The sequence below is a fragment of the Glutamicibacter protophormiae genome, assembly GCF_014647495.1.
In the GTDB taxonomy this organism is placed as follows: Bacteria; Actinomycetota; Actinomycetes; order Actinomycetales; family Micrococcaceae; genus Glutamicibacter; species Glutamicibacter protophormiae.
In genome coordinates this window covers 32,930-59,093 of the sequence record NZ_BMPH01000013.1, presented here as the reverse complement: position 1 = coordinate 59,093, position 26,164 = coordinate 32,930, and the positions used below count along the sequence as shown (strand labels likewise).

Here is a 26,164-nt window from a genome sequence, read left to right as displayed (position 1 = left end):
ATTGAGCGACGAGCAGACTCCTGAGAACGAACCGCTGGACGGCGAGGTCGTAGCGCACGAAGGCGGGCGTATTGACCAGATCGACCTGCAGGCAGAAATGCAGCGGTCCTACCTGGACTACGCCATGGCCGTGATCGTCGGCCGCGCGCTGCCGGACGTGCGCGACGGCCTGAAGCCGGTGCACCGCCGCGTCATCTACGCGATGTTCGACGGCGGCTACCGCCCCGAGCGCGCGTACAACAAGTGCGCCCGCGTGGTCGGCGAGGTCATGGGCCAATACCACCCGCACGGTGACACCGCGATCTACGATGCGCTGGTCCGCCTGATCCAGGACTGGGTCATGCGCTACCCGTTGGCCCTGGGCCAGGGCAACTTCGGCTCCCCGGGCAATGACGGCGCGGCCGCCCAGCGTTACACCGAAACCAAGATGGCCCAGCTGGCCATGGAAATGGTCCGCGACATCAACGAGGACACCGTTGATTTCCAGGACAACTACGACGGCAAGAACCAGGAACCCACGGTCCTTCCGGCTCGTTTCCCGAACCTTCTGGTCAACGGCTCTTCCGGCATTGCCGTGGGCATGGCCACCAACATCCCGCCGCACAACCTGCGCGAGGTCGCCGAGGGCGTGCAGTGGTACCTGCAGAACCCTGAGGTCTCCCGCGAGGAACTGCTGGCCGCGCTGATGCAGCGCGTGAAGGGCCCGGACTTCCCGACCGGCGCCATGATCCTGGGCACCAAGGGCATCTCCGATGCCTATCGCACCGGCCGCGGATCGATCACCATGCGCGCCGTGGTCAACGTGGAGGAAATCCAGGGCCGCACCTGCCTGGTGGTCACCGAACTGCCGTACATGGCCAACCCGGACAACCTCGCGGTGAAGATCGCCGAGCTCGTGCGCGACGGCAAGATCGCCGGCATCGCGGATATGCGCGACGAGACCTCCGGCCGCACCGGCCAGCGCCTGGTAATCGTGCTCAAGCGCGACGCCGTAGCCAAGGTGGTGCTGAACAACCTCTACAAGCACACCGAGCTGCAGTCCAACTTCTCCGCCAACATGCTGGCGATCGTGGACGGGGTGCCGCGCACCCTGCCGCTGGACGGCTTCATCCGCCACTGGGTCACCCATCAGATCGAAGTCATCGTCCGCCGCACGAAGTACCGCCTGCGCAAGGCGGAGGAAGAGGCGCACATCCTGCGCGGCCTGCTCAAGGCCCTGGACGCCTTGGACGAGGTCATCGCCTTGATCCGCCGCTCCTCGACCACCGAGGCGGCGCGCGACGGGCTGATGGAGCTGCTGGACATCGACGAGGAGCAGGCCCGCGCCATCCTCGACATGCAGCTGCGCCGCCTGGCCGCACTGGAACGCCAGAAGATCCAGGACCGGCATGCCGAGCTCGAGCGCATGATCACCGAGTTCAAGGAGATCATCGCCGATCCGCAGCGCCAGCGCACCATCGTCTCGGAAGAACTGGCCGAGATCGTGGAGAAGCACGGCGACGACCGCCGCACCAAGATCCTCATGGGCTACGACGGCGACATGAGCGTCGAGGACCTGATCCCCGAAGAGGAAATGGTGGTCACCATCACCCGCGGCGGCTACGTCAAGCGCACGCGCATCGACAACTATCGCTCGCAGGCCCGCGGCGGCAAGGGAATCAAGGGCGCCAGCCTGCGTGGGGACGACGTGGTGGAGCACTTCTTCGTCACCTCCACGCATAACTGGCTGCTGTTCTTCACCAACCACGGCCGCGTCTACCGCACCAAGTGCTACGAACTGGCCGAGGCCGGCCGCGACGCCAAGGGCCAGCACGTGGCCAACGTGATGGCCTTCCAGCCGGACGAGCACATCGCCCAGGTGCTGGACCTGCGTACCTATCAGGACGCCCAGTACCTGATGCTGGCCACCCGCAACGGCCTGGTGAAGAAGACCCGGCTGGAAGACTACGACACCAACCGCACCGCCGGCGTGATCGCAATCAACCTGCGCGAGGACGACGAACTGGTCTCCGCCCAGCTGGTCAGCGAATCCGATGATGTGATGCTTGTCTCGCGCAAGGGCCAATCGGTGCGCTTCACCGCCACCGACACCGCGATGCGCCCGATGGGCCGCGCCACCAGCGGCGTGACCGGCATGAAGTTCCGCGAGGGCGACGAACTGCTCGCCGCCGACGTGGTCCGCGAAGGGTCCTACATGTTCACGGTGACCGACGAGGGCTATGCCAAGCGCACCACGGTCGACGAATACCGCGTGCAATCCCGTGGCGGCTTGGGTATTAAGGTGGCCAAGCTCAACGAGGAACGCGGCGAGCTGGTTGGCGCCATGATCGTTGATGAAACCGACGAGGTGCTGGTTGTCATGGGTTCGGGCAAGGTCGTCCGCTCCGCGGTTTCGCAGGTTCCTTCCAAGGGCCGAGACACCATGGGCGTGATCTTCGCGAAGCCAGACAAGAAGGATTCGATCATCGCGGTCGCCAAGAATACTGAAACCGAGCTTGAAGAGAACTCGGAGGAAGATACCGTAATCTTGGATCCGGAAAACATCACTAATGAGTCATCCGGCACGTCGGAAAGCACTTCCGAGTCCGCAGAAGATGACACCACTAACGGAGGTAACGCATGAGCACGCCCTCGACGCCACGCCCCAGCGGCAGTGCCCCGAAGAGCGCAGCGCCGCGACCTACCCAGGTAAAGCGACCTGCGGCAGCCGGCAGCCGCCCAGCACCGGGCCAGCGCCCGGCGGCCGGGCAGCAGCGTCCAGCCGGAGCTCCCCGTCCGGCGGCTCCACGCCCAACAGGCCAGCAGCGTCCCGCTGGAAACCAGGAGCGTCTTGTGCGCCCTGCGCCGAAGGCCAAGGTCCGCAAGGCCCGCCTGCTGGTTTCCAAGGTGGAACCATTTTCGGTCCTGAAAATCGCCTTCCTGCTCTCGGTGGCTTTCGGCGTCATCACCGTGGTGGCAGCGGTAGGTATCTGGGCCGTGCTGGATCTCAGTGGAACGTTCGATGCCTTCAACCAGCTGATGCGCGAGGCCATTGGCGCTGAAGACAGCTTCGACCTGCGCGATTCTATGTCCCTGGGCCAAGTGGCTTCGTACGCCACCATCCTCGCCGTGGTCAACGTGGTCGTGATTTCGGTGGTCGCCATGCTGGGATCGGTGTTGTACAACATCGCCTCCTCGCTGGTGGGCGGCGCCGGCGTGACCCTCACCGACGACTAGAATCACCCCAAGTCGAGCCCGGGATTAGTGCTGTGATGCACGACACCCGGGCTCGATTTGTATCTTCGCAGAAACCCCGGTAAAGTTTTATTTCGTTCCGAAGAGAACAAAAACAAAAGCAAGGGCGTATAGCTCAGGCGGTTAGAGCGCTTCGCTGATAACGAAGAGGTCCCAAGTTCAAGTCTTGGTACGCCCACCGAATCCTTGCTGGAGGGAAAGAGGAAGTAATGAAAAAGTTCCTGGTTCTCGCAACGATCGCAACTGCTGCCGCAGTGCTGATCAAGAAGGTAAAGGCTTCTTCGGAAACCAAGGATACCTGGCATCAGGTAGCCGATAAAGTTTCCTAACGCTTTTGGGGCCTTAGCTCAGTTGGTAGAGCGCCTGCTTTGCAAGCAGGATGTCAGGAGTTCGAATCTCCTAGGCTCCACAAAAGGGAAAATGGAAAGCGAAAGCTTTCCGTTTTTGCTTTAACCCGCACTGGCCGGTAAATTTATTTCTTGCCATTGGGGGCCTTAGCTCAGTTGGTAGAGCGCCTGCTTTGCAAGCAGGATGTCAGGAGTTCGAATCTCCTAGGCTCCACACGAGAAGACGACGGAAAGCGAAAGCTTTCCGTCGTTTGTTTGTTAACCCCGGTTTCCAGAGGTCGAGCTCCAATCAGAACCGGGCGCGATGCGCTGCCCGGTGCAACCGCACCGACCTGTAGTGCTCCAGCAACTCGTCACCGATCTTCTCCCAAGTCTTGCCTTGGACGCTGTCCATCGCCGCAGCAGCGAAAGCCTCACGTTTGCCGCCGTCGAAGACAAGATCATTGACTCGATAGGCGAGATCGTCGAGCTGGCCTGGCTCGTACAACCACCCCGTTCGCGAGGAATCCACCAGATCCAACGGTCCTCCCCTGCCCACGGCAACTACTGGAACACGGCTGGCCATTGCCTCCTGGATGGTTTGGCAAAACGTCTCTGACTCCCCCGGGTGCACGAAGACATCAAGGGAGGCCATGATTTCAGCCAGCCGGCTCCCGGACAGGAACCCGGTGAAATGGGCTTTTGGCATCAGCGTCCGCAGCTCGCGCTCCATCGGGCCCGAGCCCACGACCACCAAGCGTGCCCCAGGCAGCTCGCTAAGCGCTCGGAGGTCCCCTACCTGCTTGTCTGCCGAGAGGCGGCCTACATAGCCGATGAGACGCTCTCCGGAGGGTGCAACGGCTCTGCGGAAGGCTTCGCTTCTTCGACAGGGCGAGAACAGCGCAGTATCCACACCCCTTCGGAGCAATTTCAAGTTATTGATCCCGAGCCCGTCCAGCTGGGCCATGGAGAAGCTGCTGGGTGCCAGTGTCAGGTCTGCTGCAGTATGAATGGCCCTGACATGCTCCCAGAGCCTGTCAGCCAGCCAGGGGAACTTGTAGCGCGCCGCATAGGTAGGCACTTCTGTCTGGTACACCGCAACGGTCGGTAATCCAAGCTCGCCTGCTGCGCGCAGCGCGCTCCAGCCCAGGAGAAACGGGCTGGCAAGATGAACCAAGTCCACTTGCTCCCGGAGCAGGATCCTTCGCAGCTTCTGCGATGACGCAGTGGAAAGCCGCACCTCGGGATACTTTGGAAGCGGCACCGAAGGCACGGTGATGACGCGGAACCCGCGGTAGCGCTTCGGAACCGCCTTGCCGGTGAACTCATTGGCCAGCGAGCCTGCCGGGGCGATGACCACCGCCTCGTGCCCTCTGAGTGCCAGATGGTCAAGGGTCCGCAGGATTGAATTGGTGACCCCGTTGATGTGCGGAAGAAAGGATTCAGCGATGATTGCTACTTTCACACCTACAGCTTCGACCTTGTACATGGCCGTGATGTGAACTGGACTTGCAGGGGGCATGAACAGCAATGCTTCGCCTGAGCTGTCCGCAGTTGAAACCAAGCACTAATGATTGACAGGATGTCAGGGTGCTGAATGACGATGCGACGACACAGGATACCGGTGCTGGCCAGACGAAGACCGAAAGGGAGTCCCAGATTGCGGTGTTGCTCTTCCCCGCTCTGATCCTGCTCGGCGGCGTGTCCGGAGTTCTGGTTCCCCAGGTATTTTCCGGGTTGTCGTCATGGATCAACCCCTTGCTGATGGTCATCATGTTCTGCATGGGTCTGAGCCTCACCCTGCCCGACTTCGGGTTGGTCTTCAAAAATCCCCTCCCGGTGCTCGGCGGTGTTGCAGCCCAGTTCATGGTGATGCCGGCGATGGGTTGGCTGGTCGCCTGGGGCCTGAACCTGGATCCCGCGCTAGCTGCCGGGCTGATTCTGGTCGGTTGCGCGCCGGGAGGTACCGCTTCCAATGTGGTCGCCTACCTCGCAAGGGGAAATGTAGCGCTATCGGTGTCCATGACTTCGCTGTCCACCCTTGTCGCACCCGTATTCACCCCGCTGCTGGCATTCTGGCTCGCCGGACAGTATCTGCCGGTGGATGCCCGGTCCATGGCCGGAACGGTCTTCCAGGTCGTTTTGATACCGGTGGTGCTCGGTATCGTGCTTCGAATGCTGCTCAACAGCGTAGTGCTGGGGATCTTGGCGGCTTTGCCGTGGCTCTCGGTTGCAGCTATCACCATCGTGGTGACAATCATCGTGGCTGGAAGCTCGGAGGCGATCATGTCCGCCGGGTTATTGGTATTCCTGGCTGTTGCCCTGCACAATGGTCTCGGATTGCTTCTCGGATACGGAATTGGGAAATTACTGCGTGTGCCAGAAGAATCCCGCCGGACCATCGCCATCGAAGTCGGCATGCAGAATTCCGGTCTTGCAGGCGGACTGGCGAAGCAGTATTTCACTCCTGAGGCGGCGCTCCCGGCCGCGGTATTCTCCGTTTGGCATAACTTGTCAGGTGCTGTGATTTCTTCTCTCTGGAGGAGGAAGGATCGTGGAGAGTAATCTAATAAATGCGCTTTGACATATATGTATGCTTATTGATGAATATATTTTCTGGTACTGAACCGGGACCATCGCGGGCGTGAAGAGGCTGATTTAGAAGCCCTATCAACAGCGGGTAATCTTAGCCTGTGACATTTTTGCTTGCCGCGCTGGGCATTCTGGGGATTTCGGCCTCCGGCCCAATCATCGCCGCTTTTCCCCAAGTTCCCGTGCTTTCCATGGCCTTGTGGCGAAACGGCGCTGCCGCGGCTGTCCTGTCCGTTCCCGTGCTCAAGAAGAATCGGCAGTCCTATCGGCAGATCACTGGCCGCGAATGGTTCTTTACCAGTATCGCTGGCGTCGCCTTGGCACTGCACTTCGTCTGCTTCATGTACTCGATGCGCCTGACAAGCGTCGCCGCCGGTACCGCGCTAGTGTGCATCCAAGGCGTGTGGATCGCTCTCTTCCAAGCGTCGCGCGGGGTCCGGTACCGCAAACCGGTTTTCTTCGGCATGGGTATCGCCATCGTGGGCGTCGTGCTGATCACCGGCTTCGATGTGGGACAGGGGCGCGATGCCATCATTGGAGACCTGCTCGCCCTCGCAGGAGGTGTTCTGGCTGCCATTTACACGCTGGCCGGTGCCGCAGCGCGCAAGACCATGAGCACCGCAACCTACTCGTCCAGCTGCTACGGCATCACCGCGGTGATTCTGCTGGTACTTTGTCTCGCGGTTGGCCAGCCTGTCTGGGGATTCGACGCCACAGGGTGGCTTGGCATCATTCTGCTTACGGTGTGCGCCCAGCTCCTCGGGCACACTGCCATGAACCACCTGCTCAATGTGCTGGGCCCGCTGACAGTCTCCACGCTCATTCTGCTGGAGATTCCAGGCGCTGCGCTGCTTGCGGCTCTTGTACTGGGGCAGGTCGTCCCGGCAGCGACCTATCTGGGACTCGGGGTAATCCTCTTGGGGCTGGTCCTCGTGGTCAGGGGCCAAGTACCGCCAAAATCCGGGACATGAGCTGGTTACTGGTCTTCACTCAGGATTTCGCGAACTTCTTCCACGGTGGCTTCGCGCGATGAGACCGGCTGTTGTGGTTCGGCGCTGGAAGGCTCGTTTTCCCATGGGTCCTCCACCGGCTTGGAAGCCTTCCATGCGGCTACCAACAACGCAACGAGTCCGACAATTAGGCCTACGGCTAGTAGCTTTCCAGCACTGCTCTTCTTGCTCATCTTTACTCCTTTGGGTTCAACCCGTTGTCCAACAGGTACCTTCAGCCTAGGCATATGCCACTGCCGTAGCCAGCGTTAGGCCTCTGTGCATTGAAAATTGCCCGAAATTTTCACTGACCGCGTAGGCCGCTTTTAGCGGCTCGGGCTGTGCTCATGGAAGAATGAGAGCATGACCGCAAACGCAACGCACAAAGCTACGATTCACACCTCTTTGGGCGACATTGTTGTCGATCTTTTCGGCAACCACGCTCCGAAGACTGTCAGCAACTTCGTCGGCCTGTCGACCGGTGAGCAGGAGTGGGTTCACCCAGAATCCGGCGACAAGAAGACCAACACCCCGCTGTACAGCGGAACCATTTTCCACCGCATCATCGCGGACTTCATGATCCAGGGCGGCGACCCACTGGGCCAGGGCTTTGGCGGCCCCGGCTACCAGTTCGATGATGAGATCCACCCGGAACTGAACTTCAACGAGCCTTACAAGCTGGCCATGGCCAACGCAGGCATCCGCATGGGCCGCGGCACCAACGGTTCGCAGTTCTTTATCACCACCGTTCCAACCACCTGGTTGCAGGGCAAGCACACCATCTTCGGTGAAGTTACCGAAGCTGAGTCCCGCAAGATTGTCGACGCCCTGAACGCAGTCGCCACCGATGGCCGCGACAAGCCTCTGGAAGACGTAGTTATCAAATCGGTCGACATCGAGGCTCTGTAACCTCTTCGTCCCGCAATTTGAAGGCTCCGGCGATTCCCTTAGTGGAGTCGACGGGGCCTTCGATGCTTAATCACCGCTGATCCATCCAACGCTAGGTAGAAAACTAAATGTCCTACGGGCAAGTGAATCCTCAAGGTCAATCACAGCCGACCTGCTATCGGCATCCAGAGACGGTCTCTTATGTCTCGTGCAACCGCTGCGGCCGTCCTGTCTGCCCGCAGTGCCAAGTTCCAGCTCCTGTCGGTGTTCAGTGTGTTGAATGCGTCAGGCAGGCGAATAAGAATGTTCCGACGCAGAAGACGCAGTTCGGAGGCCGCGCTCGTGCTGGTGCTCCCCTGGTCACGATGATTTTCATCGGATTGAATGTGTTCGTCTATCTGTTGCAGTGGATTATTCCGGGCTTTACGAGGGAATTGGTGCTGATCCCGGCGATCGCAGCGTACGAGCCATGGCGCCTGATCAGCAGTGCATTCGCGCACTCCACCGGATCGTTCCTGCACATCCTCATGAACATGTACGGGGTATATATTTTTGGCACGCTTCTCGAACCGCGACTTGGTAGGCTCCGATTTACTTGGCTTTACCTTCTCAGCGCCTTGGGTGGCTCATTGGGAGTCATGCTCCTGAGCCCGGTCACAACGGCAACGCTGGGAGCTTCGGGTGCCTTGGCAGGACTCTTCCTGGCCACATTCGTCGTTCTGCGCGGCAACAAGCAGGCGCTGCGCCAAATGGCGATCATTCTGGCGCTGAACGTCGTCCTCGGCTTCGTCGTTTCCGGGATCTCATGGCAGGCCCATCTTGGCGGCGCCGTGGCCGGCATAGTCGCCGCTTCCTGCATCATGTTGATTCCTCGAAGTAATCCACAGCGTTCGAAAATTCAGCTCTCACTCCTGGGCGCATTGAGTGCGGCAATGTTGATTTTGACCTATCTTGCAGTCGAAGCCGCTAAATGGCCTCTGGCCTGATTCGAAAACACGTCAGCAAAGATATCCACACTGCTTATCCACACTGTTAATAACTTACAGCCATGTAACTCTGCGGCGGCAAAGTTATTAACAGCCCGGAATGACCGCATTCTCAGGGAATAAGCCATCCGAAGAGTAGATACTCACACCTTTCTCCCCAGCTGTGGATAACTTTTAAACACGGCTGTAGATAGTGCATTTACGAACTGGAAACCTGTTAATAACCAGCGCTTCGAATCTTTAAACGAAGAGGGCAACGCCCGCCCAGGATGCGCCAAAAGTGATGTTTCCACAAGCAGGATCCACAGTGTTAATAACTTTTGTACACACCTAATTTGTTGCACAAAAACCTTTTGACAAGGCGTTTTGATTCAAAAAGCCCACTAATGCCCAAGTTGTCCCCAGCTGTGGATAAAGTTGTGAACAAGTTGTGGTTGAAGGTAATCCACAAGACCTGTGGATACCTGTGGATATCCGCAGGTTAACTGGTGAAAAGTGGCGCCAGGAGCATGATGGCGAAAGCCAGCATGAAGATGCAGATGAGCCCGTCCAGTACTCGCCAGGCTGTGGGTTTAGCAAAGAATCGCGACAGGAAACGCGACGCATAGCCAAGGGCGCTAAACCAGAGCACGCTGGCCAGCATCGCTCCTACGGCAAATGCACCGGATTCTTCTCCTTGGGATGCCCCGATGGAGCCAAGCAGGAGTACCGTGTCGATGTAGACATGGGGATTAAGCCAAGTCAGCATGAGTGCAGTCCCTGCAATAGACCACGCAGTGGTTGGCGATGGCGTGCTCGATGACTCCATGCCTGACGGGGCGATCGTGCGCCGCAACGCAAAAAATGCATAGGAAACCAGGAAGATCGCTCCCCCGATGCGGGCGATCGTCAGGATCCACGGAGCCTGCTCCACAACGATGCCTATGCCGGTAACCCCAGCGAAGATGAGCACCACATCTGACAATGCGCAAAGGGTCACTGTCAACAGAACGCGTTCTCGACGGATTCCCTGTCGTAGAACGAACGCATTCTGCGCCCCGATGGCGACGATGAGTGACAGTCCTGTTGAGAACCCGAGAAAAAGGGAGGTGGTGATCATGGAACGACAGTACGAAAAGCGACAAGATGATGTCGAACTTAAGTATCTACATCTGCATTAGGGTAGCTAATGTGAAATTCGATGTGGAACACCTTCAGACCCTGCTTGCAGTTGTGGACGCTGGAAGCTTCGATGATGCGTCCATTGACTTGGGGATTACTCCGTCAGCCGTGAGCCAGCGGATCAAGGCGCTGGAGAACAGGTTGGGGGCCGTGCTGGTAGTGCGCAGCAGGCCTGTCATTCCTACAGACCAGGGAATCAAGGTATTGCGATATGCGCGGCAGATTGCGGCGTTGAGTGCGGAATTCTCCTACGAAATTACCCAAACCGGCCACCAACGCGTTGCCGTGGGCGTGAACGCTGATTCGCTCTCGACTTGGTTCACCCCGGTTTTCGAAGAACTGGCCCGGTGGGACAACGTTTCAATCGAAATCATGCGCATGGATGAGAGCCGATCGCTGGACATGCTGCGCAGCGGGCGGGTCAGTGCGGTGGTGACAAACAGCTCGGCCGCGGCCCAAGGCTGTTCGGTGCGCAGGCTGGGGGCGTTGCGCTATCGGGCGGTGTGCAGTCCAAGGATGGCCCGCGAATATTTTGCCAACGCAGGCGCTGACGGTTTCCTGATGGCGCCCATGATGATTTTCGACAGGGAAGACCGATTGCAGCATCACCTGCTGGAGCAGTTGGGACTGGATCCGGCTCAGCGGAAAGGGGCCATGCATACGGTTCCGGATTCATGGCAGTTTTTGCATGCGATCCAGGCCGGAATGGGCTGGGGGATGATCCCCGACCAACAGCTGGCGCAAGTTGAAGGGCTCATAGAACTCGATGAGCTGTGGTTCATCGACGTACCGCTGTATTTCCAGCGCTGGGCAGTAGATTCTGAAATTCTCGGACGTTTGGAATCCACACTGCTGAAGGTAGCCAGCGACGGCGGTCTGAATTTGCTAACGTGAGTGCCAAGCGGGCAGTTCGGTCCGCGCCCGGACGAGGGAGCCGTACCCGGAATCAGGACAAGACGGCCAGAGAAGGAATCTGGTTATGTATTGGCTTGTCTTGATTGTTTCCGGCCTCTTTGAGGCCGTCTGGGCGACCGCTTTGGGGCTTAGCGACGGCCTGTCGAAGCTGGTACCCACGATCGTTTTCTTTTCGGCGCTGCTGCTCTCCATGGGCGGTTTGGCCTATGCGATGAAAGAAATCCCCACCGGTACCGCCTGCGCGGTATGGGTGGGGATTGGCGCATCGCTGACGGTGGTCTATTCCATGGTCACGGGGCAAGAGCCAGTGACACTCTTGAAGATGGTATTCATCCTCGGCCTTGTCGGATGCGTGATCGGCCTGAAGGCCGTAAGCCATTGAGGATTGCTATTTCCAACCGGTGGTCATGAAGAAACCAACCATGGCGATGCCGAAGCCGATGACGATGTTCCAGCCGCCGATATTCGGGATCGGGAACAGGGTCTGGGACAGGTAGTACACCATGATCCATACCAGACCCAGAAGCATCAGACCGAACATCACCGGCTTGTACCAAACCGGCATCGGCTTATCCACGGAGTGGGTTCCCTGGCTCTCCTGGGACCGTGGCTTGTTCTTGCGTCGTGGCTTTGACTCCGGCACTCGAATGCTCCCTTGGCTTCTTCCGCATAATGTAGTAAATGTGGGAGACGATTGGGTCTTCCCGGTACGCTAGGTGCAGGAGAACGTTCGCATTGTTCCGGTTTTCCTGCGTAGCTTCCATACTAACGGTAATGTGTCCTGCCCAGAGAGTCGGGATATCTCCTCGCGAGAGAGCTTCCGCCCTTCCGCCGCCCGCCCCGTACCAAGGAGCAAGATCGACGTGAACCGTGCAGCAACTGCACCAGGCCGCCGAACAAGCCGTCCGCGACAGTCCCTGGGCGGCCGAATCGCCGGCTTTTTCGGCGAACTGCTGATCACCCTCGGCATCGTGCTCATGCTGTACGTCGCGTGGGAATTGTGGTGGACAAATATCGACTCCGCCCAAGCCCAGCAGGAGGTCACGAACAACCTGGTTGAAAACCTTGGCGATGTGGTTATCCCGGAGACCAACGACGACGACAAGGACTTCGGCCCGGCCCCGGTGGCCAAAATCGGGGCGGGGGAAACCTTCGGCATCATGTACTTCCCGACCTGGGGAGCAGACGGAACCTACCACCCGGTTACCAACGGCGTGGGAGACGACGTCATCAACAGCTTGGGCATCGGGCACTACCCGAACACGCAGCTGCCCGGCGAAAAGGGCAACTTTGCCGTGGCAGCGCACCGCCAGACACATGGCCAGGTGTTCTGGGACATCGACAAACTCCACGAGGGGGACAAGATCTATCTTCAGACCAAGGACGGCTATTACACCTACACCTGGTCCAAGACGGAAATCGTGAATCCCTCCGACGGGGAGGTCCTTCTTCCCGTACCGCACCAATGGGGTGTCGAACCGACAGACTCCATCCTCACCATGACCACCTGCCACCCGAAGTACACGACGCGCCAGCGCATGATCGCGTACTCGGAGCTGACCAATTGGCGCCCGCTTGATGCCGGACCGCCATCGGCAATTCGCGACCTTGTTGCCAAGGCAACGAGCTAGGGGAGAAAGAATGTACGCCTGGATTTTCCGCAACCTGCCCGGTCCTTTGTGGCTTCGTATTATTGAAGCATTGATTCTCATTGCAGCTGTCGTGCTATTACTGATGATGTACGTCTTCCCATGGCTGAATGAGTACATCAGCCCGTTCACCGACTCGACGATTGGCCAAAGCACCCAGTGAGCAGCATCAAGATCCTCGTGATCGACAACTATGACAGTTTCGTCTACACCTTGGTGGGATACCTGCAGGAGCTGGGCGCGCAGACAACCGTCTACCGCAATGACGATCTCTCCTTCGCTCAGGCGGCCGAATTGGCCGCCGAGCATGACGGGGTATTGATTTCCCCCGGCCCCGGAGACCCGGCTGGCGCCGGAGTGAGCATTGAGCTGATCAAATGGTGCGGCGAGCAGGCTAAGCCGATGCTCGGGGTCTGCCTGGGCCATCAATCGCTGGCAGAGGCCTACGGCGGCGTCGTGACCCACGCCGAGGAATTGATGCACGGCAAGACTTCGCTGGTCTCCCACGAACGGCATCCGATCTTCGCCCGGGTTGCCAATCCGTTCACCGCAACCCGCTACCACTCGCTGGCCGCAGTGCGCGAGAGCATCCCCGACGAGCTGGAAATTATTGCCCAGACCGAAGGCGGAGTCATCATGGGGCTGGCACACCGCACCGCACCGCTGTGGGGCCTGCAGTTCCACCCGGAATCGGTGCTGACCGAGCAGGGTTACCAGATGCTCGGCAACTGGCTGGAATTCGTCGGCCTGCCTGGGGCGGCCGAGAAAGCATCTACGCTTAGCCCATTGTTCAGCGGCGAGTAAGCAACAGATAAAATACATCGCGTCGGACCACATGGTCCGGCGCGATGCGTTTTAAAGGCGGTTATTCGGTCTTGGGGCCGGTGGTGGGCCGGGTGCGATCTCGTCCGTTATTCGACGAATTGCCGTTGTTTCCGTTATTTCCACTGTTTCCCTGGCCCTCATTGTCATCCGATGCGGAAGGAGGATCCTGCGGGTCTTCGCTGTCCGTCGCACTCGGCGTCGGGGTAGGCGTCGGCGACGGCTTCGGCTTGGCCACCGAGATCTTGACCAGACTGCCCTGCGCGACATCGGCTCCGGCTGCCGGATCCTGCGCGAAGAGCGTGCCGGGTTCGTGGTCATCGGTTTCCACGTCCACGAACTGGACCTTGAGCTGGAATTCATCGGCAGTCAGGGCCTTCGTGGCCTCGTCCTGGGACATGTTGGTCGCGGCGGGCACCGTGACCTGCCCGGTGGACAGGATGAGGTCGACCTTGGAACCGGCCTTGACCTTCGAACCCAGCTCAGGGCTGGTGCCGATGACCCAATCGGTCGGGATGGTGGCCGAGTTCTCGCGGCTGACCTCGCCGACTTCGAGTCCGGCCTGGCGCAGCGCATCACGCGCCGCGGTTTCCGACTGGTTTTCCAGGTTTTTCGGGATCGTGCGCTGTTCCGAGCCATCGGAAATATACAGATCCACCGTCGATTCCTTGGCGATCTCCTGGCCGGTGATCGGGTCGGTGCGGGTCGCGTTCCCCTCGTCGACGTCGTCGCTGTATTCGTGTTTTACGCTCACATTGAAGGTCGCGTTGCGCAGCAGGCTGGTGGCATCCTCCTCGGACAGGTTCAGCACGCTCGGTACCGCGACCGGGGCCTTGCGCTCTTGGTCGGCCTGGATGGAACGGATCACCAGGAAGCTGGCGATGCCCACGGCGAACAGCGCGATGATGGTCAGCAGCACGATCAGGCCGCGGTTTGACTTGTGCCCAGGCTGGTCGTTGGCCCGCGACTCGGCCCGCGATGCGAAGACCGGGTGCTCATTGGTCAGCGGAGCCGGTTCGGCCGCGTACAGCGTCTCGGTGGAGTCATGGGTGCCGTAGATCGGCATGGTGTAGGTGGGCACCGTGGACTCGTGGAATTCCACGCCGCGGGACGCATCCTCCAAGGCGTCGGCAAAGGCGCCGGCGGATTGGAAGCGTTCGTCGCGGTCCTTGGACAGCACCTTGAGCACGATCGGATCGTAGATCGGGTTGATGTCCGGGTTGGCCTCGCTGGGCGGAACCGGGGCTTCGCCGACGTGCTGGTAGGCGACCGACACCGGCGAATCGCCGGTGAAGGGAGGTTTGCGGGTGAGCAGCTCGTAGAACAGGCAGCCGGCCGAGTAGATGTCGGTCCGGTAGTCGACCTGCTCGCCACGCGCCTGTTCGGGGGAGAAGTACTGCGCGGTGCCGACCACCGCGGCGGTCTGGGTCATCGTGGCCGAGTTGTCCAGTGCCTGGGCGATGCCGAAATCCATCAGCTTCACGTGGCCCGACTCGGTGACCATGACGTTGGCCGGCTTGATGTCGCGGTGCACCACGTTCTTCGAATGCGAGTGGTCCAGCGCGTCGCAGACGCCGCGGATCAGCTCGACGGCATGGTGCTCATCGACGTCTCCGTCGATGATGACCTGCTTCAGGGTGCGGCCGGTGACGTATTCCATGACCATGAAGGGCAGCGCCTCCGCGGACTGGCCGGTCGCCGGCAGCAACCCGGTGTCATAGACCGCGACGATGTTCGGGTGGCTGAGCCCGGCCACGGCCTTGGCCTCGCGGCGGAATCGGTTCACGACCATCGGATTGCCCGCGGTGTCCTGGCGCAGCACCTTGACCGCGACCTGGCGCGCCAGCACATGGTCGGTGGCAAGGTAGACGTCGGCCATGCCGCCGCGGCCGATCAGCGACTCGATCTCGTAGCGCTCGTTGATCAGGCGCGGCAGTCCCGCAGGCAGCGCTTCAAATTCGCTCATTACTCGCCGCCTGGCGCCTCATCCTTCGCAGCGCCGGTGGAGGTGGCGGACTGCGTTGGAGTCGGGGTAGGGGTAGGGGTCGGGGTCGGGGTCGAAACCGGCTCCGGGCCCTTGGAAACCGTCAGGCTCACACTGGTCCCCGGGGCGACCTCGCTGTTGGCGGGGACGCTCTGGGAGAGCACGGTGCCGGCCACGGAATCGTCGAATGCTTCCGAGCCCTTGACCGCGGCCAGGCCGGCGGACTGCAGCAGCTGCTGCGCGGCGCTGAAGCTCATGCCGGAGACCGCGGGAACGTTCACGGTCTGCGAGGCCATGGCGTAGACGACCTTGATGGTCGAACCGGCCTCGACGCTGCCGGACGGGCTCACGGAGAGCACGGTGTTCGGAGACGCTTCGGAGGTCTCCTGAGCGACGTCGTTCACCTTCAAACCCAGGGATTCGAGCTCGGCGATGACCGTGTCGATGTTCTTGCCCACCAGGGAGGAACTGACCTGGACGAATTCCTTCTGCGGCTTGCTCGGTGAAGAAGTGCTGGAACTCTGCGTGGGCGCAGTGGTTTCCGTGCTGGACTCCGTGGTCTCCGCGGTGGTTTCGGTGGCCTCGGCAGACTGCGTATTTGTTGCCCCCGTCGGCTTGTCGCCGCCCGAATTGCCGGTGAAGGCGGGGATCAGCCAAGCGGCCAGGCCGATGAGCGCAGCGAGCGCGATGATCGCGACCAGCGGGATCACCCACGGGCTGCGCTTGCGCTCCTGGTCCTCATGGTATTCCTGGACGTCGGCATCCTCGTCGTCGAAGCCATCATCCGCACCGGAGCCGGCGCTTGAAACGGTGAATTCGTCCTGCGCCGGGCCGACCGGGGCCACCACGGTCGGCATGGCGTTGGTCATCGCCGGCGCCGAATCCGCCGGGGAGAAGGCCTGGGTGGCGTCGTCCTCGAGGTTCAGCGCCTGGGTGGCGTCCTCGGCCACGCCGGCGGCCAGAATGCCGGGCACCGCCAGCGCGGCGGTGTTGGTGTCTCCGGCGCGCAGGGCGTCGGCCGCCTGGGCCAGCGCCGTGGCGTTCTCCGGGCGGTCCGCGGGGTTCTTGGCCAGCATCGACATGATCAGCTGGCGCACCGGGGCCGGAATGGTTTCCGGCAGCGGTGGCGGCGCATCGTTGACCTGTGCCAGGGCGATGGCGATCTGCGATTCGCCGGTAAACGGCCGGCGGCCGGCCAGGCATTCGTAGCCGATGACGCCCAGGGCGTAGATGTCCGAGCTGCCGGTGGCGTTCTGCCCGGTGGCCTGCTCCGGAGCCAGATACTGGGCGGTGCCCATGACCTGTCCGGTGGCGGTCAGCGGGACCTGGTCGGCCAGGCGGGCGATGCCGAAGTCGGTGATCTTCACGGTCCCCGAGGGCATGACCAGGATGTTGCCTGGCTTCACGTCGCGGTGCACCAGCCCGTGCTCGTGCGCGGCGGCCAGTGCCCGGGCGGTCTGGGCAATCAGCGACAGCGTACGGTCCACGTCGAGCTTGCGCTCGCGTTCGATGATGGTCGACAGCGGCGGGCCTGGAACAAGCTCCATGACCAGGTAGGCCGAGCCGTCCTCCTCGCCGTAGTCGAAGACGCCGGCGATGCCGGAGTGGTTCAGCAGCGCGGTGTGCCGGGCTTCGACACGGAAGCGGGTCAGGAACGACTCGTTGTTCGTATATTCCTCTTTGAGGATCTTGATCGCCACAAGGCGCCCAAGGACCTGGTCCCGTGCTTTCCATACTTCGCCCATGCCGCCGATTGCAATGCGATCGGTCAACTTGTAACGCCCGCCCAAGGTGGTGCCGGTTATTGGCCTCACTTGTTGAACACCGCCTCTACCATCTTCTTCATGATTGCCCCGGCCGTGTTATGGCCAGTGTTGTAGTCTACTTGCTGGATTGTCACCGTGATGGCGACCTGCGGATCGTCCGCCGGCGCGAAGCCGGTGATCCAGGAGTTCACGATCGGCACGCCATTTTCGTTCCTGACCTGGGCCGTGCCGGTCTTGGCGCGGAGGTCGACTCCCGGAACCGCCGCATTCATGGCGGTGCCCGACTGCACCGGCCCCTTCATCAGGGACTTCAGGTCAGCCGCGACCTCGGGAGTCGTCGCCGTGGAGAACTTCTCCGGCTTCGGCTCCTCGATGACCCGCAGGTCCGGCGCGGTGACCTTCTTGACCATGTTCGGCTTCATGATGACCCCGTCGTTCGCGATGGCCATGGCGGCCATGTTCATCTGCAGCGGGGTGACCTTGTTGTTGTACTGGCCGATGGCCATCTGCGCCAGCTGCGCGGCGGTGATGTCCTTGGTCGGGAACTGGCTCGGGGTGACCGACTGCGGGATATCCAGCTGCTGGCCGAAGCCGAAGCGCTCGGTCACGTCCGCGAACTTCTCAATCCCCAGCTTCTGGCTGATTTCCATGTACGGGGTGTTGCAGCTCTGCGCGAAGATGAACTCCAAGGTCGCCTCGGAACGGCGCCCGCAGATGCCCTCGTAGAAGTTGTTCATCTTGTCCTTGGATCCCGGGTAGTTCACCGACGCGGGGTTCTTGATCACGGTGTTCATGTCGTAATCGTCTGACTCGAGCGCGGCGACCGTGCTGAGGATCTTGAACGAGGACCCGGGGGAGACCAGGTCGCCGATCGCCGGGTTGACGTACGGGCTCAAACCGTCGATCTCGCTGATCTTTTTCATGTTCTTCGCTGCCTCGGAGGTCGAGTGGACCGCCAGGTCGTTGGTGTCGAAGGTCGGCTTGGAGACCATGCTCAGGATTTCGCCGGTCTTCGGGTCGGTGACCACCACGCTGGCGCGCAGGCCGTCAGGGATCGCATCATAGGCGGCCTGCTGCAGCTTGCCGTCGATGGTCAGCTCCACCGAGGCACCCTCGGCCTTCTGGCCGGTGAACATGCCGGCAAGACGGTCGAAGAGCAGGTCGGAACTCGAGCCGGTCAGCCAGTCGTTGAGTTCCGACTCCAGCTGGGTGGTGCCGTTGGCCAGCGAGTAGTAGCCGGTCAAATGCGCATACAGCTCGGGATCGGTGTACTTGCGCTGGAAGTTGAACTGGCCATCGTCGGTTTCCACGGATTCGGCGATCGGCTTGCCGTCCACCAGGATCGCGCCGCGCGGAAGATCGAACTCGCGGAACAGCTGCCGCTTGTTCAGGGCATTGTCGTTGAGGGTTTCGGCGTTGAAGAACTGGATGTAGCTCAACGCACCGAGGCAGATGACGAACATCGCCGTCAGGGCCACCCATACGTGCTTGATTGCCTGATTCACTGATTGGTCACCGCCTTCCGGTCCTTGAGCCTGCTGGTGGTGGGAGTTGCGATTTCATCGGTAGGTCCTACGGAGCCGCTCATGGGGCGGCGTGCATTGTGTGAGATGAGCAGGAGCAGGGCGATGATGATCCAGTTGGCCAGCAGCGACGAGCCGCCGGCGGCCATGAACGGAGTAGCCAGGCCGGTCAGCGGAATGAGCCGGGTGACGCCGCCGATGATGACGACGCACTGCAGCCCCAGGGTGAAGGCCAGGCCGCTGGCCAGCAGCTTGCCGAAGGTGTCGCGGGCGCCCAGCGCGGCGCGCAGGCCACGCGAGACCAGCAGCATGAACAGCAGGATGATCGCGGTGACGCCGATCAGGCCGATCTCCTCGCCGAAGGAGGCGATGATCATGTCCGAATTGGCCAGCGGGACGCGGTACGGTGAACCGCCGCCGAGACCCGTGCCGAACAGGCCGCCGTCGGCCATGCCGAACAGGCCTTCGACGATCTGCGCGCTGCCGCCCCGGGCCTGGTAGATCTCCGGATCGAAGGCGTTGAGCCAGACATTGACGCGGCGTTCGACATGGCCCATGGTCAGCGCGGCGAAGACGCCGCCGACGGCCACCATCAGCAGGCCGATGATCACCCAGGAGATACGGGCCGTGGCCACGTAGATCATCAGGATGAACAAGCCGAAGAACAGGATTGCCGAACCGAGGTCCCGCTGCACCACCAGCACGCCGATGGACAGCAGCCAGGCGATGATCATCGGAGCCATGTCGCGCATGCGCGGAAGCTGCAGCGGGCCGAACTTGCGGCCCGCCATCAGGATCAGGTCGCGGTTCGAAGAAAGGTACCCGGCGAAGAAGATCGACAGGGTGATCTTCGCCAGCTCGCCGGGCTGCAGCGAGAACGGGCCGACATGGATCCAGATGCGCGCGCCGTTGATCGTGGCGCCCAGACCCGGAATCAGCGGAAGCAGCAGCAGGACGATGGATGCCAGCAGGGCGATATATGTGAAGCGCCGCAGGACGCGGTGGTCCTTCACGGCCCAGAGCACCAGGGCGGCAACCAGGATGGCGATGGCCGTCCACATCAGCTGCCGGCTGGACTGGGATGTGCCTTTGGCGAGGTCAATGCGGTGGATCATTGCCAAGCCCAGGGAGTTCAGCGCCACGGTGATCGGAAGTATTACCGGATCGGCATACTTGGCGAAAATGCGCAGCAGCACGTGGATGACCAGGGCCAAGGCACCCATGATCCCCATCTGGATCAGGAAATTCTTGCTGTCGTTGTCCTCGGTGGCGCTGCCGACCAGGAAGAAGGCGGCACCGCCCACGCATAGGGCCAGAAGCAGCAGCAGGAGCTCGAGATTGCGCCGAGGCACCGGTGCGGTTTGCACTTCGGTCATTGCATGATCTCCTGACAGTAGGCCGGCAGCGGCGATTGCGTTGATTGGTTGTTCGAGCTGCCCGGAACCTGCACCGGGCAATTCTGCTTCGCGGTGACCAGCAGCTCCTGGATGATGGACTGGGCATGTTCCCGGCTGTCGGCCGGAATGGTGGATTCAACGCGCTGGCGCGAGTACTCGGGCAGGGCCTCGAGCGGGACCGAGCTGACGGTGTCGATTTCCGAGAGGGAAATCGGGCCGAGCTCCTGGGGCACGCCCTTGTAAATGGCGACCTTTCCGTCCACCGGGCCGACGAAGTACTGGGTCTGCGTCCACATGTAACCCCAAGCGCCGAGGATGACCACCAGCACGGCGGTCAGGGTCAGCAGGATCGGCATCAGCCAGCGGCGATGCGGAAGGGAATCTTCGATGGGATCCAGCACGTCCCGGGCTGCGGGGGAGCGGTGAGTGAGCAATGCCGCAGCGCGGCGTTCTCCGGTGTGCTGCGTGACAACCGGGATCTGCCCGGTCTGCGTGGCCAGCTGGGCGGAGCCCACCAGCAGATGCGGGCGTTGGGAGATCTCGTGGCGAAGCAACGAGGCGCTGGCTTCGACATCCCCCTCTGCGGCGATGGCCAGCTGGCCGGTATCCGGAGCCGGTTCAAGCCTTGCCGGTTCATCGCTGCCGGGAGCCTGGTCTTCCACGATCTCGAACATCACCACGGTGACGTTGTCCGGAGCGCCGTTCTTCAGCGTGATGGCGACCAGGTCGTTGACGGCTTGGTCCATGTCGGGGGTTGAACGGATGATCTCTTCGATGACCGGAACGGCCACCGCATCGGTCAGGCCGTCCGAGCAGAGCATCCAGCGTTCGCCCACGCTTGCCTCGAGCTGCTGGACGTCGAGCTCGGGGGAAGCGTCCGAATCACCCAGCACGCGCAGGAGCACGTTCTTATGGGGGTGGATTTCCGCTTCCGCGCGGCTGATGCGCCCCTCGTCAACGAGGCGCTGGACGAAGGTGTGATCGGTGCTGATCTGCTCGAAGACACCATTTTTCAGGCGGTAGGCGCGTGAGTCGCCGATGTGCGCCATGTGCAGGGTCGTTCCGGACAGGAGCAGCGAGGTGACTGTGGTGCCCATCCCGGAAAGCTTGGGGTTGGCGCCGACCAGTTCGTTCAAGACGAGGTTGGCGGCCTGGATTTCATCGGGCAGTGCATTGCGTGGATCGGCAGTGACGGCGCGGTCCAGGTGCACCAGATCCAGCACGGTGGAGGCCGAGGCGACATCGCCGCCTACATGGCCACCCATGCCGTCGGCCAGGACCGCGAGGTGCTCTCCGACATAGGCGGAGTCGTCATTTTTCTTGCGGATTCGTCCGACGTCGGACTTGGCGGCAAATTTAAGCTTCAAAGCCATAGGCTAAGCCTTCAATTCCAGGACAGTCTTCCCGATGCGGATACGCTGCCCCGGCTCAACTGCCTGGGCGCGGGTCAGCTGGCTGTCTCCTACGAAGGTTCCGTTGGTGGAACCGAGGTCTTCAATGAACCAGCGCGAGCCCTGCGGGAACAGGCGGGCATGGCGTCCCGAGGCGTAGTCGTCTTCCAGGACCACAGTGGCATCCTGGGCGCGACCGAAGAGGATCGGCTGACCCTGCAGGGTGATGGTGCGCCCGGCCAGGGGACCCTCGAGGATCTGCAGTGAGCTTGCGGCCTTGCGGGTGGTCGGCTCCGGTTCTGCCAGCTCGGGGTTCTTCTTGAGGGCCCGAGCGCTGGGCTTTCCGGTGCGGGAACGCGAACCAATGGCCAGGTCGCGGCGCATCGACCCGACCACGCTGAGAACAAGCAGCCATATCAGGACAAGGAAGCCCAGACGGAGCAGGCTCAGAACGAGGTCATTCATGCATGGTCTCCGTTGTTCGTGGTAATCAGTCGGAAGACGATCTTCGTCTGTCCGATATTGATGATTGAACCGTCAAATATACGGGTTTCAGTGGAAATTTTCTTTCCATCGACGTAGGTTCCGTTGGTGGAACCGAGATCGGAAACGACATAGATGTTCTGCCCTCGGGTTTCCACGCGCACGTGCTGGCGCGAAACTCCGGAGTCGTCCACCGGGATGTCGGTGCTGGCCGAGCGGCCGAGAACGATTGAGTGATGGTGCAACGCGAAGCGCTGGCCGTCGACTTCCAAAATCGCCTGCTTGGGGATGGAAGGGGCCGTCGGCTGCGGCTTCGGCCGGCTGGTCGGGCGCGGCTGGGCGGTGGTCTTCGGCGCGGCGGAATCAGGGGGGACCGCAGCGGCGCCTGAGGGTTTGGGTGCGGGTTCGCGAACTGGTGCGGAGGCGGCCGGCTTGGAGCTGGCGTCCTTGATGGATCCGTTGATCTCCATTTCGCCGACCTTGAAGCTCGGATCGGAGACGAAGTGGATCATGATGTCGCTCTGCACCGAGTAGCCCTGGGTGCTTGCGTGTTCCGCAGTGACCTTGGCCAGCTCGTTGACTACGGATGAACCCCATCCCTTGGCGGTCTCGAAGTCCTTCTCGCTCAAGGAGACGACAAAGTCGTTCGGCGCCAGGCTGCGGCCCTCGCTGATTGGCAGGATGCCGCGATCCATCTCATTGCGCAGGGCCGTGGTCAGCTCCACGGGTTTGACCTCGCTGGTGCTGGTGCCTCGGAAGAAGCTGGTGACGACCTTTTCCAAGCCTCGTTCGACCTTGTCGAGAAAGCCCATTACTCGCGCTCCTTCCTACCTTTTTGGATGTCTGTTGAGTCCCGAGCCAAGTAGCCATTTCGGCCGGAACACGGAACTTCATTGTCGATCTTACTGTTTTCAGCTGTGCAATTGCCGGAAATTTGCTGGCGGACACATGGCGCAATAAGCCAACGATATAAGTGCCAAAAAGGTTGCAAATGTGTTGCTGACCACAAAGTACCGTTTCGATTAGGTGATCGGGAAAAGTGTGTGTAAGCTAATTCTTGTTGCCGAGACAGTGGGCGGCAAAAAAGTGAATATGCGCGAGTGGCGGAATTGGTAGACGCGCTGGCTTCAGGTGCCAGTGATCGCAAGGTCGTGGGGGTTCAAGTCCCCCCTCGCGCACAGAATGGATAACCTCCGGGTCAAGATTTAGATCTTGAACCGGAGGTTATTTCTTTTCCGAAAGCATTGTATTTCGCGGCCCGCCGCCGTCGGAAAAAACACGTTGTCGGGTCGCGGAGATCTCACTCGAATCAAACTACCCCGACCGCCGCCGCGTGTCGGACATCAAGATCCCCGGCGCTGCCCGCCGGTGGTGCCGCCACCGCTCCAGCGCAACAACCGCATAGGCGATGGCAGTTATGGCTGCGGCAAAACCGGCGACGTATCCCACGACAGGTCCATAGCCGCCTTGCAGGTGTGGTCGAGGAACGGGTACGGGTACCACCACGGGACTCCGGTGGCCGGGGCCGTCACGAACGGAGCGCGGATCAAGGTGTATCCGAGCCAGGCCAGCGGAAATATCAGCACCAAAGCCACCGATTTCCCGGGGAGCGTGCGGGGCCAGGGGCCGCAAAGCGCGTGGAGAAGCATGAAGGCCGGCCCCAACAGGTGCAAGACCTCGTTCGACCACGGCACGGTGGTTCCCTGATCCAGCGCGATGGACCTGAGTAGCAGGTTGTAGACCACGCCGGTGGCGATCATATAGGTCGTTGCGCAGGCTAGCAGGATGGCTAGCCAGGCGGCTTCCTGCGGCTTCGAGCGCGGTCTGGTCATCCACCATGCGGCAAGCAGCAGCACCACGGCGCAGAAGATATTGGACAGGATCGTGAAGTAGCTGAAGAAGTTGGCCATCGTGGTGGGCAAGTCCCGCCCGAGGCCTACGGTCCTTTCAACGGTCGCCCGGGCCTGGGCCGCGACCGCCGCGAGGATCAGCAGACCCATCGCGCCCTGCACGGCGGCCCAGGCCTGCCGCGCAGCATCTGTTGGTTCGGTCGCGCTCATGGGGCCACCCGCTCGATCCGGCCAAGGAGAAGTCATCTGATATTGCGGAGTTTACCAATTCGGGGACGTTCCGGTCACGTGCCCGGTGGCATAAAATCGGACTCGGAAAACCAATGAAGGGACAGGTCGATGGGTGCCAAGGGCGAAGCATTTGAACTAACCGGGACGGTGCGCATGATCGCCGACCGGCGGATCGTCGTCTTCGACCAGGAATCCAGTGACCGACTGCCCAGCCGTGGCCAGGTCGCGGTGGAGCTGGTCTTCGCCGGCAAATCGTCCACCGTCGTGCTCGACCCGGACGGGCGCAGGGGGCATTGGTTGTCCATCGACGGCAGCGGGCCGGTGGATATCGAGGCCGAAAGCGGTTCGTCCCTGGCTTTTACCGCCCAACTCAGCGGCTCCTGGCCGGAGACCGAGGTGCCGATGGATCTTTCCGCGGCGCTGAAGGGCACCCCGGAGCTGGATGGGACCTGGGCAGGGCTGACACCGATGGCACGCTGGGAATGGGTGCGCTGGGTCGGAGCGACCAAGAATCCGCAGACCCGGAAGCGCCGCGTGGAAGTCAGCATCTCCAAGCTGCTGGACGGCAAGCGCCGCCCCTGCTGCTTCGACCTGTCTTCCTGCACCGACCCCGAGGTTGCCAGGAGCGGCAAGCTGATTGGCTAGGACGGAACGTGCGGCACGACCCTGAACAGGTAGTAGCTGTCGATCTCCGGCTCGGCGTCGAAAATCAGCCCCAGCACGCCGCTGCTCATGACCACCATGCCCACCACCACCAACAGTGCCACGACAGCCGTGGCAACGGTGAAGAACTTCGAATTCCGCACGCCTAGAGCCCTCCGTCGGCGGTCGTGGACCCGCGGACCACAAGGGAGCTCGGAAGCAGCGACTGCAGCGACTGCGGCGTCTGGCCGTCGATCAGCTCGCGCAACTTGAGCGCGGCCTGCCGGCCGACCTCGGTGGCATGGAGCTGGACGCTGGTGATCGACGGGTTCGAGGTGGCCGAGTACGGCAGGTCGTCGAATCCGGCGACGGCAAGGCGGTGGGGGATCCGGATGCCCAGATGCCGCGCCGCGTGCAGCACGCCGAAGGCCTGGGTGTCGGTGGCGCAGGCCAGTGCGGTCACCCCGTTGGCCTCCCAAGCGGGCCAGTTGCGGCTGAATTCGTCGGAGGCCGAGCTGACGTCGATCATCGAGCTTGCCACATTGCCCGGCAGGACCTCGATGCCGTAGCGCTCGGCCGCTTCGAGGAACGCCTGGCGGCGAACCATCAGGGTGTCGGTGCCGGTGCTGCCGTCCAGATAGGCGGCCCTGGTGTGCCCCAAGCCGGAGAAATGGGCCACGACGGCCTCGGCGCCCTGCGCCACATCCATGTTCACCGCGGGAATCGAAGGGTCGATGCCCGGCGCGTCCAGTGCCACCAGCGGAAGCGGTCCGGCCAAGTCCTCGAGGAACGCCTTGGTCGGCGCGTGAACCAGCAGCCCCGCCGGGCGCAGGCCCAGCAGGCGCCGGGTCTCGGTCGCGCTGGGGGAGAGGCCGGCATCGGTCACCGACAGCAGCAGCTGGTAGTCGTTGCCCAGCACCGAACGCACGCCGGCGATCACCTTGGCGAAAAACGGGTTGGAGATATCGGGCGCCACCAGGATGACCAGCGAGCTGACACCCTTGGCCAGCGAGCTGCCGATGCCGTCCACGAAGTAGCCGAGCTCGCGGATCGCCTCCCGGACGCGTTCCTCGTTGTGCTTTGATACGCGGCCGGCGGATTTGCCGTTGGCTACCAGCGACACGGTGGCTGTCGACACCCCGGCGTGCTCGGCGACCATTGCAGCGGTCACGCGGCGCGGCGGCTGCTTGCCCGCAGTTTTTTCCCCAATGTTCATGGATCCATACTAGTGCGGATTCTGTGCTGCGACGGGCAATAGTTAAGCGTTTGACGATCATCGTTGTTGCCGGGAGAATCAAGGAAGAACCCGTAATCCATGCCGACGGCTCCCGCCCG

General features: G+C 61.6%; 27 protein-coding genes, 4 tRNA genes and 1 riboswitch. Of the genes, 17 read left to right on the top strand and 14 right to left on the bottom strand.

The genetic code is table 11. From position 1 onward, the window contains the following. Position 1: 1 nt before the first annotated feature. The 6 genes from gyrA (at position 2) to IEY43_RS14505 (ending at position 3,795) form a co-directional block, all read left to right on the top strand. Complete coding sequence (gene gyrA, locus IEY43_RS14525; protein ID WP_188949292.1) at positions 2-2,623, top strand: DNA gyrase subunit A; 2,622 nt, start codon at positions 2-4, stop codon at positions 2,621-2,623. After that, positions 2,620-3,216, top strand: a complete 597-nt coding sequence (locus IEY43_RS14520) for a DUF3566 domain-containing protein (RefSeq protein WP_188949291.1) — start codon at positions 2,620-2,622, stop codon at positions 3,214-3,216. Before gyrA ends, IEY43_RS14520 begins: the two co-directional genes overlap by 4 nt. 122 nt (positions 3,217-3,338) lie before the next feature. Beyond that, a tRNA-Ile gene (locus IEY43_RS14515) sits at positions 3,339-3,412 on the top strand. 31 nt (positions 3,413-3,443) lie between these two features. Next, positions 3,444-3,563 carry a DLW-39 family protein gene (locus IEY43_RS18235; RefSeq protein WP_209550362.1) on the top strand — a complete coding sequence of 40 codons (120 nt, stop codon included), beginning with the start codon at positions 3,444-3,446 and terminating at the stop codon, positions 3,561-3,563. A 7-nt stretch (positions 3,564-3,570) separates the two neighbouring features. Further along, a tRNA-Ala gene (locus IEY43_RS14510) sits at positions 3,571-3,643 on the top strand. A 79-nt stretch (positions 3,644-3,722) separates the two neighbouring features. Next, positions 3,723-3,795, top strand: a tRNA-Ala gene (locus IEY43_RS14505). A gap of 75 nt (positions 3,796-3,870) precedes the next feature. Here the strand turns inward: IEY43_RS14505 and IEY43_RS14500 are convergent. Further along, positions 3,871-5,049 carry a glycosyltransferase family 4 protein gene (locus tag IEY43_RS14500; RefSeq protein WP_188949290.1) on the bottom strand — a complete coding sequence of 393 codons (1,179 nt, stop codon included), beginning with the start codon at positions 5,047-5,049 and terminating at the stop codon, positions 3,871-3,873. 101 nt (positions 5,050-5,150) lie between these two features. On the opposite strand from IEY43_RS14500, the gene IEY43_RS14495 reads away from it, so the two are divergent. After that, positions 5,151-6,125, top strand: a complete 975-nt coding sequence (locus tag IEY43_RS14495; protein ID WP_209550363.1) for a bile acid:sodium symporter family protein — start codon at positions 5,151-5,153, stop codon at positions 6,123-6,125. 128 nt (positions 6,126-6,253) lie between these two features. Then, on the top strand, positions 6,254-7,123 hold the full coding sequence (locus IEY43_RS14490; RefSeq protein ID WP_188949289.1) for a DMT family transporter: 870 nt from the start codon (positions 6,254-6,256) through the stop codon (positions 7,121-7,123). A gap of 5 nt (positions 7,124-7,128) precedes the next feature. Here the strand turns inward: IEY43_RS14490 and IEY43_RS14485 are convergent, their stop codons facing one another. After that, a complete protein-coding gene (locus IEY43_RS14485; RefSeq protein WP_188949352.1) occupies positions 7,129-7,335 on the bottom strand; it encodes a hypothetical protein in 207 nt (68 codons plus the stop codon). Positions 7,336-7,504: 169 nt separating this feature from the next. Between IEY43_RS14485 and IEY43_RS14480 the strand changes: the two genes are divergently transcribed. Together IEY43_RS14480 and IEY43_RS14475 are read left to right on the top strand one after the other, a co-directional pair. Continuing rightward, the gene (locus IEY43_RS14480) at positions 7,505-8,050 is read left to right on the top strand and encodes a peptidylprolyl isomerase (RefSeq protein WP_188949288.1); all 546 of its coding nucleotides are present in this window, start codon (positions 7,505-7,507) and stop codon (positions 8,048-8,050) included. A gap of 344 nt (positions 8,051-8,394) precedes the next feature. Continuing rightward, positions 8,395-9,015, top strand: coding sequence for a rhomboid family intramembrane serine protease (locus tag IEY43_RS14475; protein WP_188949287.1), 621 nt, complete (start codon positions 8,395-8,397; stop codon positions 9,013-9,015). Between the two features lie 481 nt (positions 9,016-9,496). On the opposite strand, the gene IEY43_RS14470 is transcribed toward IEY43_RS14475, so the two are convergent. Beyond that, positions 9,497-10,114: a LysE/ArgO family amino acid transporter gene (locus tag IEY43_RS14470; RefSeq protein WP_188949286.1), complete on the bottom strand. Its 618-nt coding sequence runs from the start codon at positions 10,112-10,114 to the stop codon at positions 9,497-9,499. A 71-nt stretch (positions 10,115-10,185) separates the two neighbouring features. On the opposite strand from IEY43_RS14470, the gene IEY43_RS14465 reads away from it, so the two are divergent. Together IEY43_RS14465 and IEY43_RS14460 are read left to right on the top strand one after the other, a co-directional pair. After that, positions 10,186-11,070: an ArgP/LysG family DNA-binding transcriptional regulator gene (locus IEY43_RS14465; protein WP_188949285.1), complete on the top strand. Its 885-nt coding sequence runs from the start codon at positions 10,186-10,188 to the stop codon at positions 11,068-11,070. 2 nt (positions 11,071-11,072) lie between these two features. Beyond that, a riboswitch (guanidine-III (ykkC-III) riboswitch) is annotated at positions 11,073-11,141 on the top strand. A gap of 14 nt (positions 11,142-11,155) precedes the next feature. Next, positions 11,156-11,473: a DMT family transporter gene (locus IEY43_RS14460; RefSeq protein WP_188949284.1), complete on the top strand. Its 318-nt coding sequence runs from the start codon at positions 11,156-11,158 to the stop codon at positions 11,471-11,473. 6 nt (positions 11,474-11,479) lie between these two features. Here the strand turns inward: IEY43_RS14460 and IEY43_RS14455 are convergent, their stop codons facing one another. Continuing rightward, positions 11,480-11,734: a cell division protein CrgA gene (locus IEY43_RS14455; RefSeq protein ID WP_188949283.1), complete on the bottom strand. Its 255-nt coding sequence runs from the start codon at positions 11,732-11,734 to the stop codon at positions 11,480-11,482. 220 nt (positions 11,735-11,954) lie between these two features. Between IEY43_RS14455 and IEY43_RS14450 the strand changes: the two genes are divergently transcribed. The 3 genes from IEY43_RS14450 to IEY43_RS14440 are packed head-to-tail and all read left to right on the top strand — an operon-like array spanning position 11,955 to position 13,544. Further along, on the top strand, positions 11,955-12,722 hold the full coding sequence (locus tag IEY43_RS14450; RefSeq protein ID WP_188949282.1) for a class E sortase: 768 nt from the start codon (positions 11,955-11,957) through the stop codon (positions 12,720-12,722). A gap of 10 nt (positions 12,723-12,732) precedes the next feature. Then, positions 12,733-12,903 (top strand): hypothetical protein, encoded by a 171-nt coding sequence (locus IEY43_RS14445; protein WP_188949281.1) that lies wholly within the window; start codon positions 12,733-12,735, stop codon positions 12,901-12,903. Further along, the gene (locus tag IEY43_RS14440) at positions 12,900-13,544 is read left to right on the top strand and encodes an anthranilate synthase component II (RefSeq protein WP_188949280.1); all 645 of its coding nucleotides are present in this window, start codon (positions 12,900-12,902) and stop codon (positions 13,542-13,544) included. Before IEY43_RS14445 ends, IEY43_RS14440 begins: the two co-directional genes overlap by 4 nt. A 61-nt stretch (positions 13,545-13,605) precedes the next feature. Here IEY43_RS14440 and pknB read toward each other — a convergent pair whose 3' ends face one another. From pknB to IEY43_RS14405, 7 genes are read right to left on the bottom strand one after another with little or no spacing between them, the layout of a single operon-like run. Next, complete coding sequence (pknB, locus tag IEY43_RS14435; RefSeq protein ID WP_188949279.1) at positions 13,606-15,528, bottom strand: Stk1 family PASTA domain-containing Ser/Thr kinase; 1,923 nt, start codon at positions 15,526-15,528, stop codon at positions 13,606-13,608. Further along, entirely contained in the window at positions 15,528-17,360 is a 1,833-nt protein-coding gene (locus tag IEY43_RS14430; protein WP_188949278.1) for a protein kinase domain-containing protein, read from the bottom strand. Before IEY43_RS14430 ends, pknB begins: the two co-directional genes overlap by 1 nt. After that, entirely contained in the window at positions 17,357-18,817 is a 1,461-nt protein-coding gene (locus IEY43_RS14425; protein ID WP_188949277.1) for a peptidoglycan D,D-transpeptidase FtsI family protein, read from the bottom strand. Before IEY43_RS14425 ends, IEY43_RS14430 begins: the two co-directional genes overlap by 4 nt. Then, positions 18,814-20,211 carry an FtsW/RodA/SpoVE family cell cycle protein gene (locus tag IEY43_RS14420; protein ID WP_188949276.1) on the bottom strand — a complete coding sequence of 466 codons (1,398 nt, stop codon included), beginning with the start codon at positions 20,209-20,211 and terminating at the stop codon, positions 18,814-18,816. Before IEY43_RS14420 ends, IEY43_RS14425 begins: the two co-directional genes overlap by 4 nt. Then, positions 20,208-21,605, bottom strand: coding sequence for a PP2C family protein-serine/threonine phosphatase (locus IEY43_RS14415; protein WP_188949275.1), 1,398 nt, complete (start codon positions 21,603-21,605; stop codon positions 20,208-20,210). Before IEY43_RS14415 ends, IEY43_RS14420 begins: the two co-directional genes overlap by 4 nt. A 3-nt stretch (positions 21,606-21,608) precedes the next feature. Then, positions 21,609-22,088, bottom strand: coding sequence for an FHA domain-containing protein FhaB/FipA (locus tag IEY43_RS14410; RefSeq protein WP_188949274.1), 480 nt, complete (start codon positions 22,086-22,088; stop codon positions 21,609-21,611). Beyond that, positions 22,085-22,918, bottom strand: coding sequence for an FHA domain-containing protein (locus IEY43_RS14405; protein ID WP_188949273.1), 834 nt, complete (start codon positions 22,916-22,918; stop codon positions 22,085-22,087). The genes IEY43_RS14410 and IEY43_RS14405 overlap by 4 nt, the downstream gene beginning before the upstream one ends. 282 nt (positions 22,919-23,200) lie before the next feature. Between IEY43_RS14405 and IEY43_RS14400 the strand changes: the two genes are divergently transcribed. Then, a tRNA-Leu gene (locus IEY43_RS14400) sits at positions 23,201-23,284 on the top strand. A 237-nt stretch (positions 23,285-23,521) separates the two neighbouring features. Here IEY43_RS14400 and IEY43_RS14395 read toward each other — a convergent pair. Next, positions 23,522-24,166 (bottom strand): Pr6Pr family membrane protein, encoded by a 645-nt coding sequence (locus IEY43_RS14395; protein WP_209550364.1) that lies wholly within the window; start codon positions 24,164-24,166, stop codon positions 23,522-23,524. A 129-nt stretch (positions 24,167-24,295) separates the two neighbouring features. Between IEY43_RS14395 and IEY43_RS14390 the strand changes: the two genes are divergently transcribed. After that, positions 24,296-24,832 carry a YdeI/OmpD-associated family protein gene (locus IEY43_RS14390; protein WP_188949272.1) on the top strand — a complete coding sequence of 179 codons (537 nt, stop codon included), beginning with the start codon at positions 24,296-24,298 and terminating at the stop codon, positions 24,830-24,832. Here the strand turns inward: IEY43_RS14390 and IEY43_RS14385 are convergent. Next, entirely contained in the window at positions 24,829-24,993 is a 165-nt protein-coding gene (locus tag IEY43_RS14385) for a hypothetical protein (RefSeq protein ID WP_188949271.1), read from the bottom strand. The genes IEY43_RS14390 and IEY43_RS14385 overlap by 4 nt on opposite strands. A gap of 2 nt (positions 24,994-24,995) precedes the next feature. Continuing rightward, the gene (locus IEY43_RS14380) at positions 24,996-26,045 is read right to left on the bottom strand and encodes a LacI family DNA-binding transcriptional regulator (protein ID WP_188949270.1); all 1,050 of its coding nucleotides are present in this window, start codon (positions 26,043-26,045) and stop codon (positions 24,996-24,998) included. Positions 26,046-26,164: the final 119 nt, after the last annotated feature.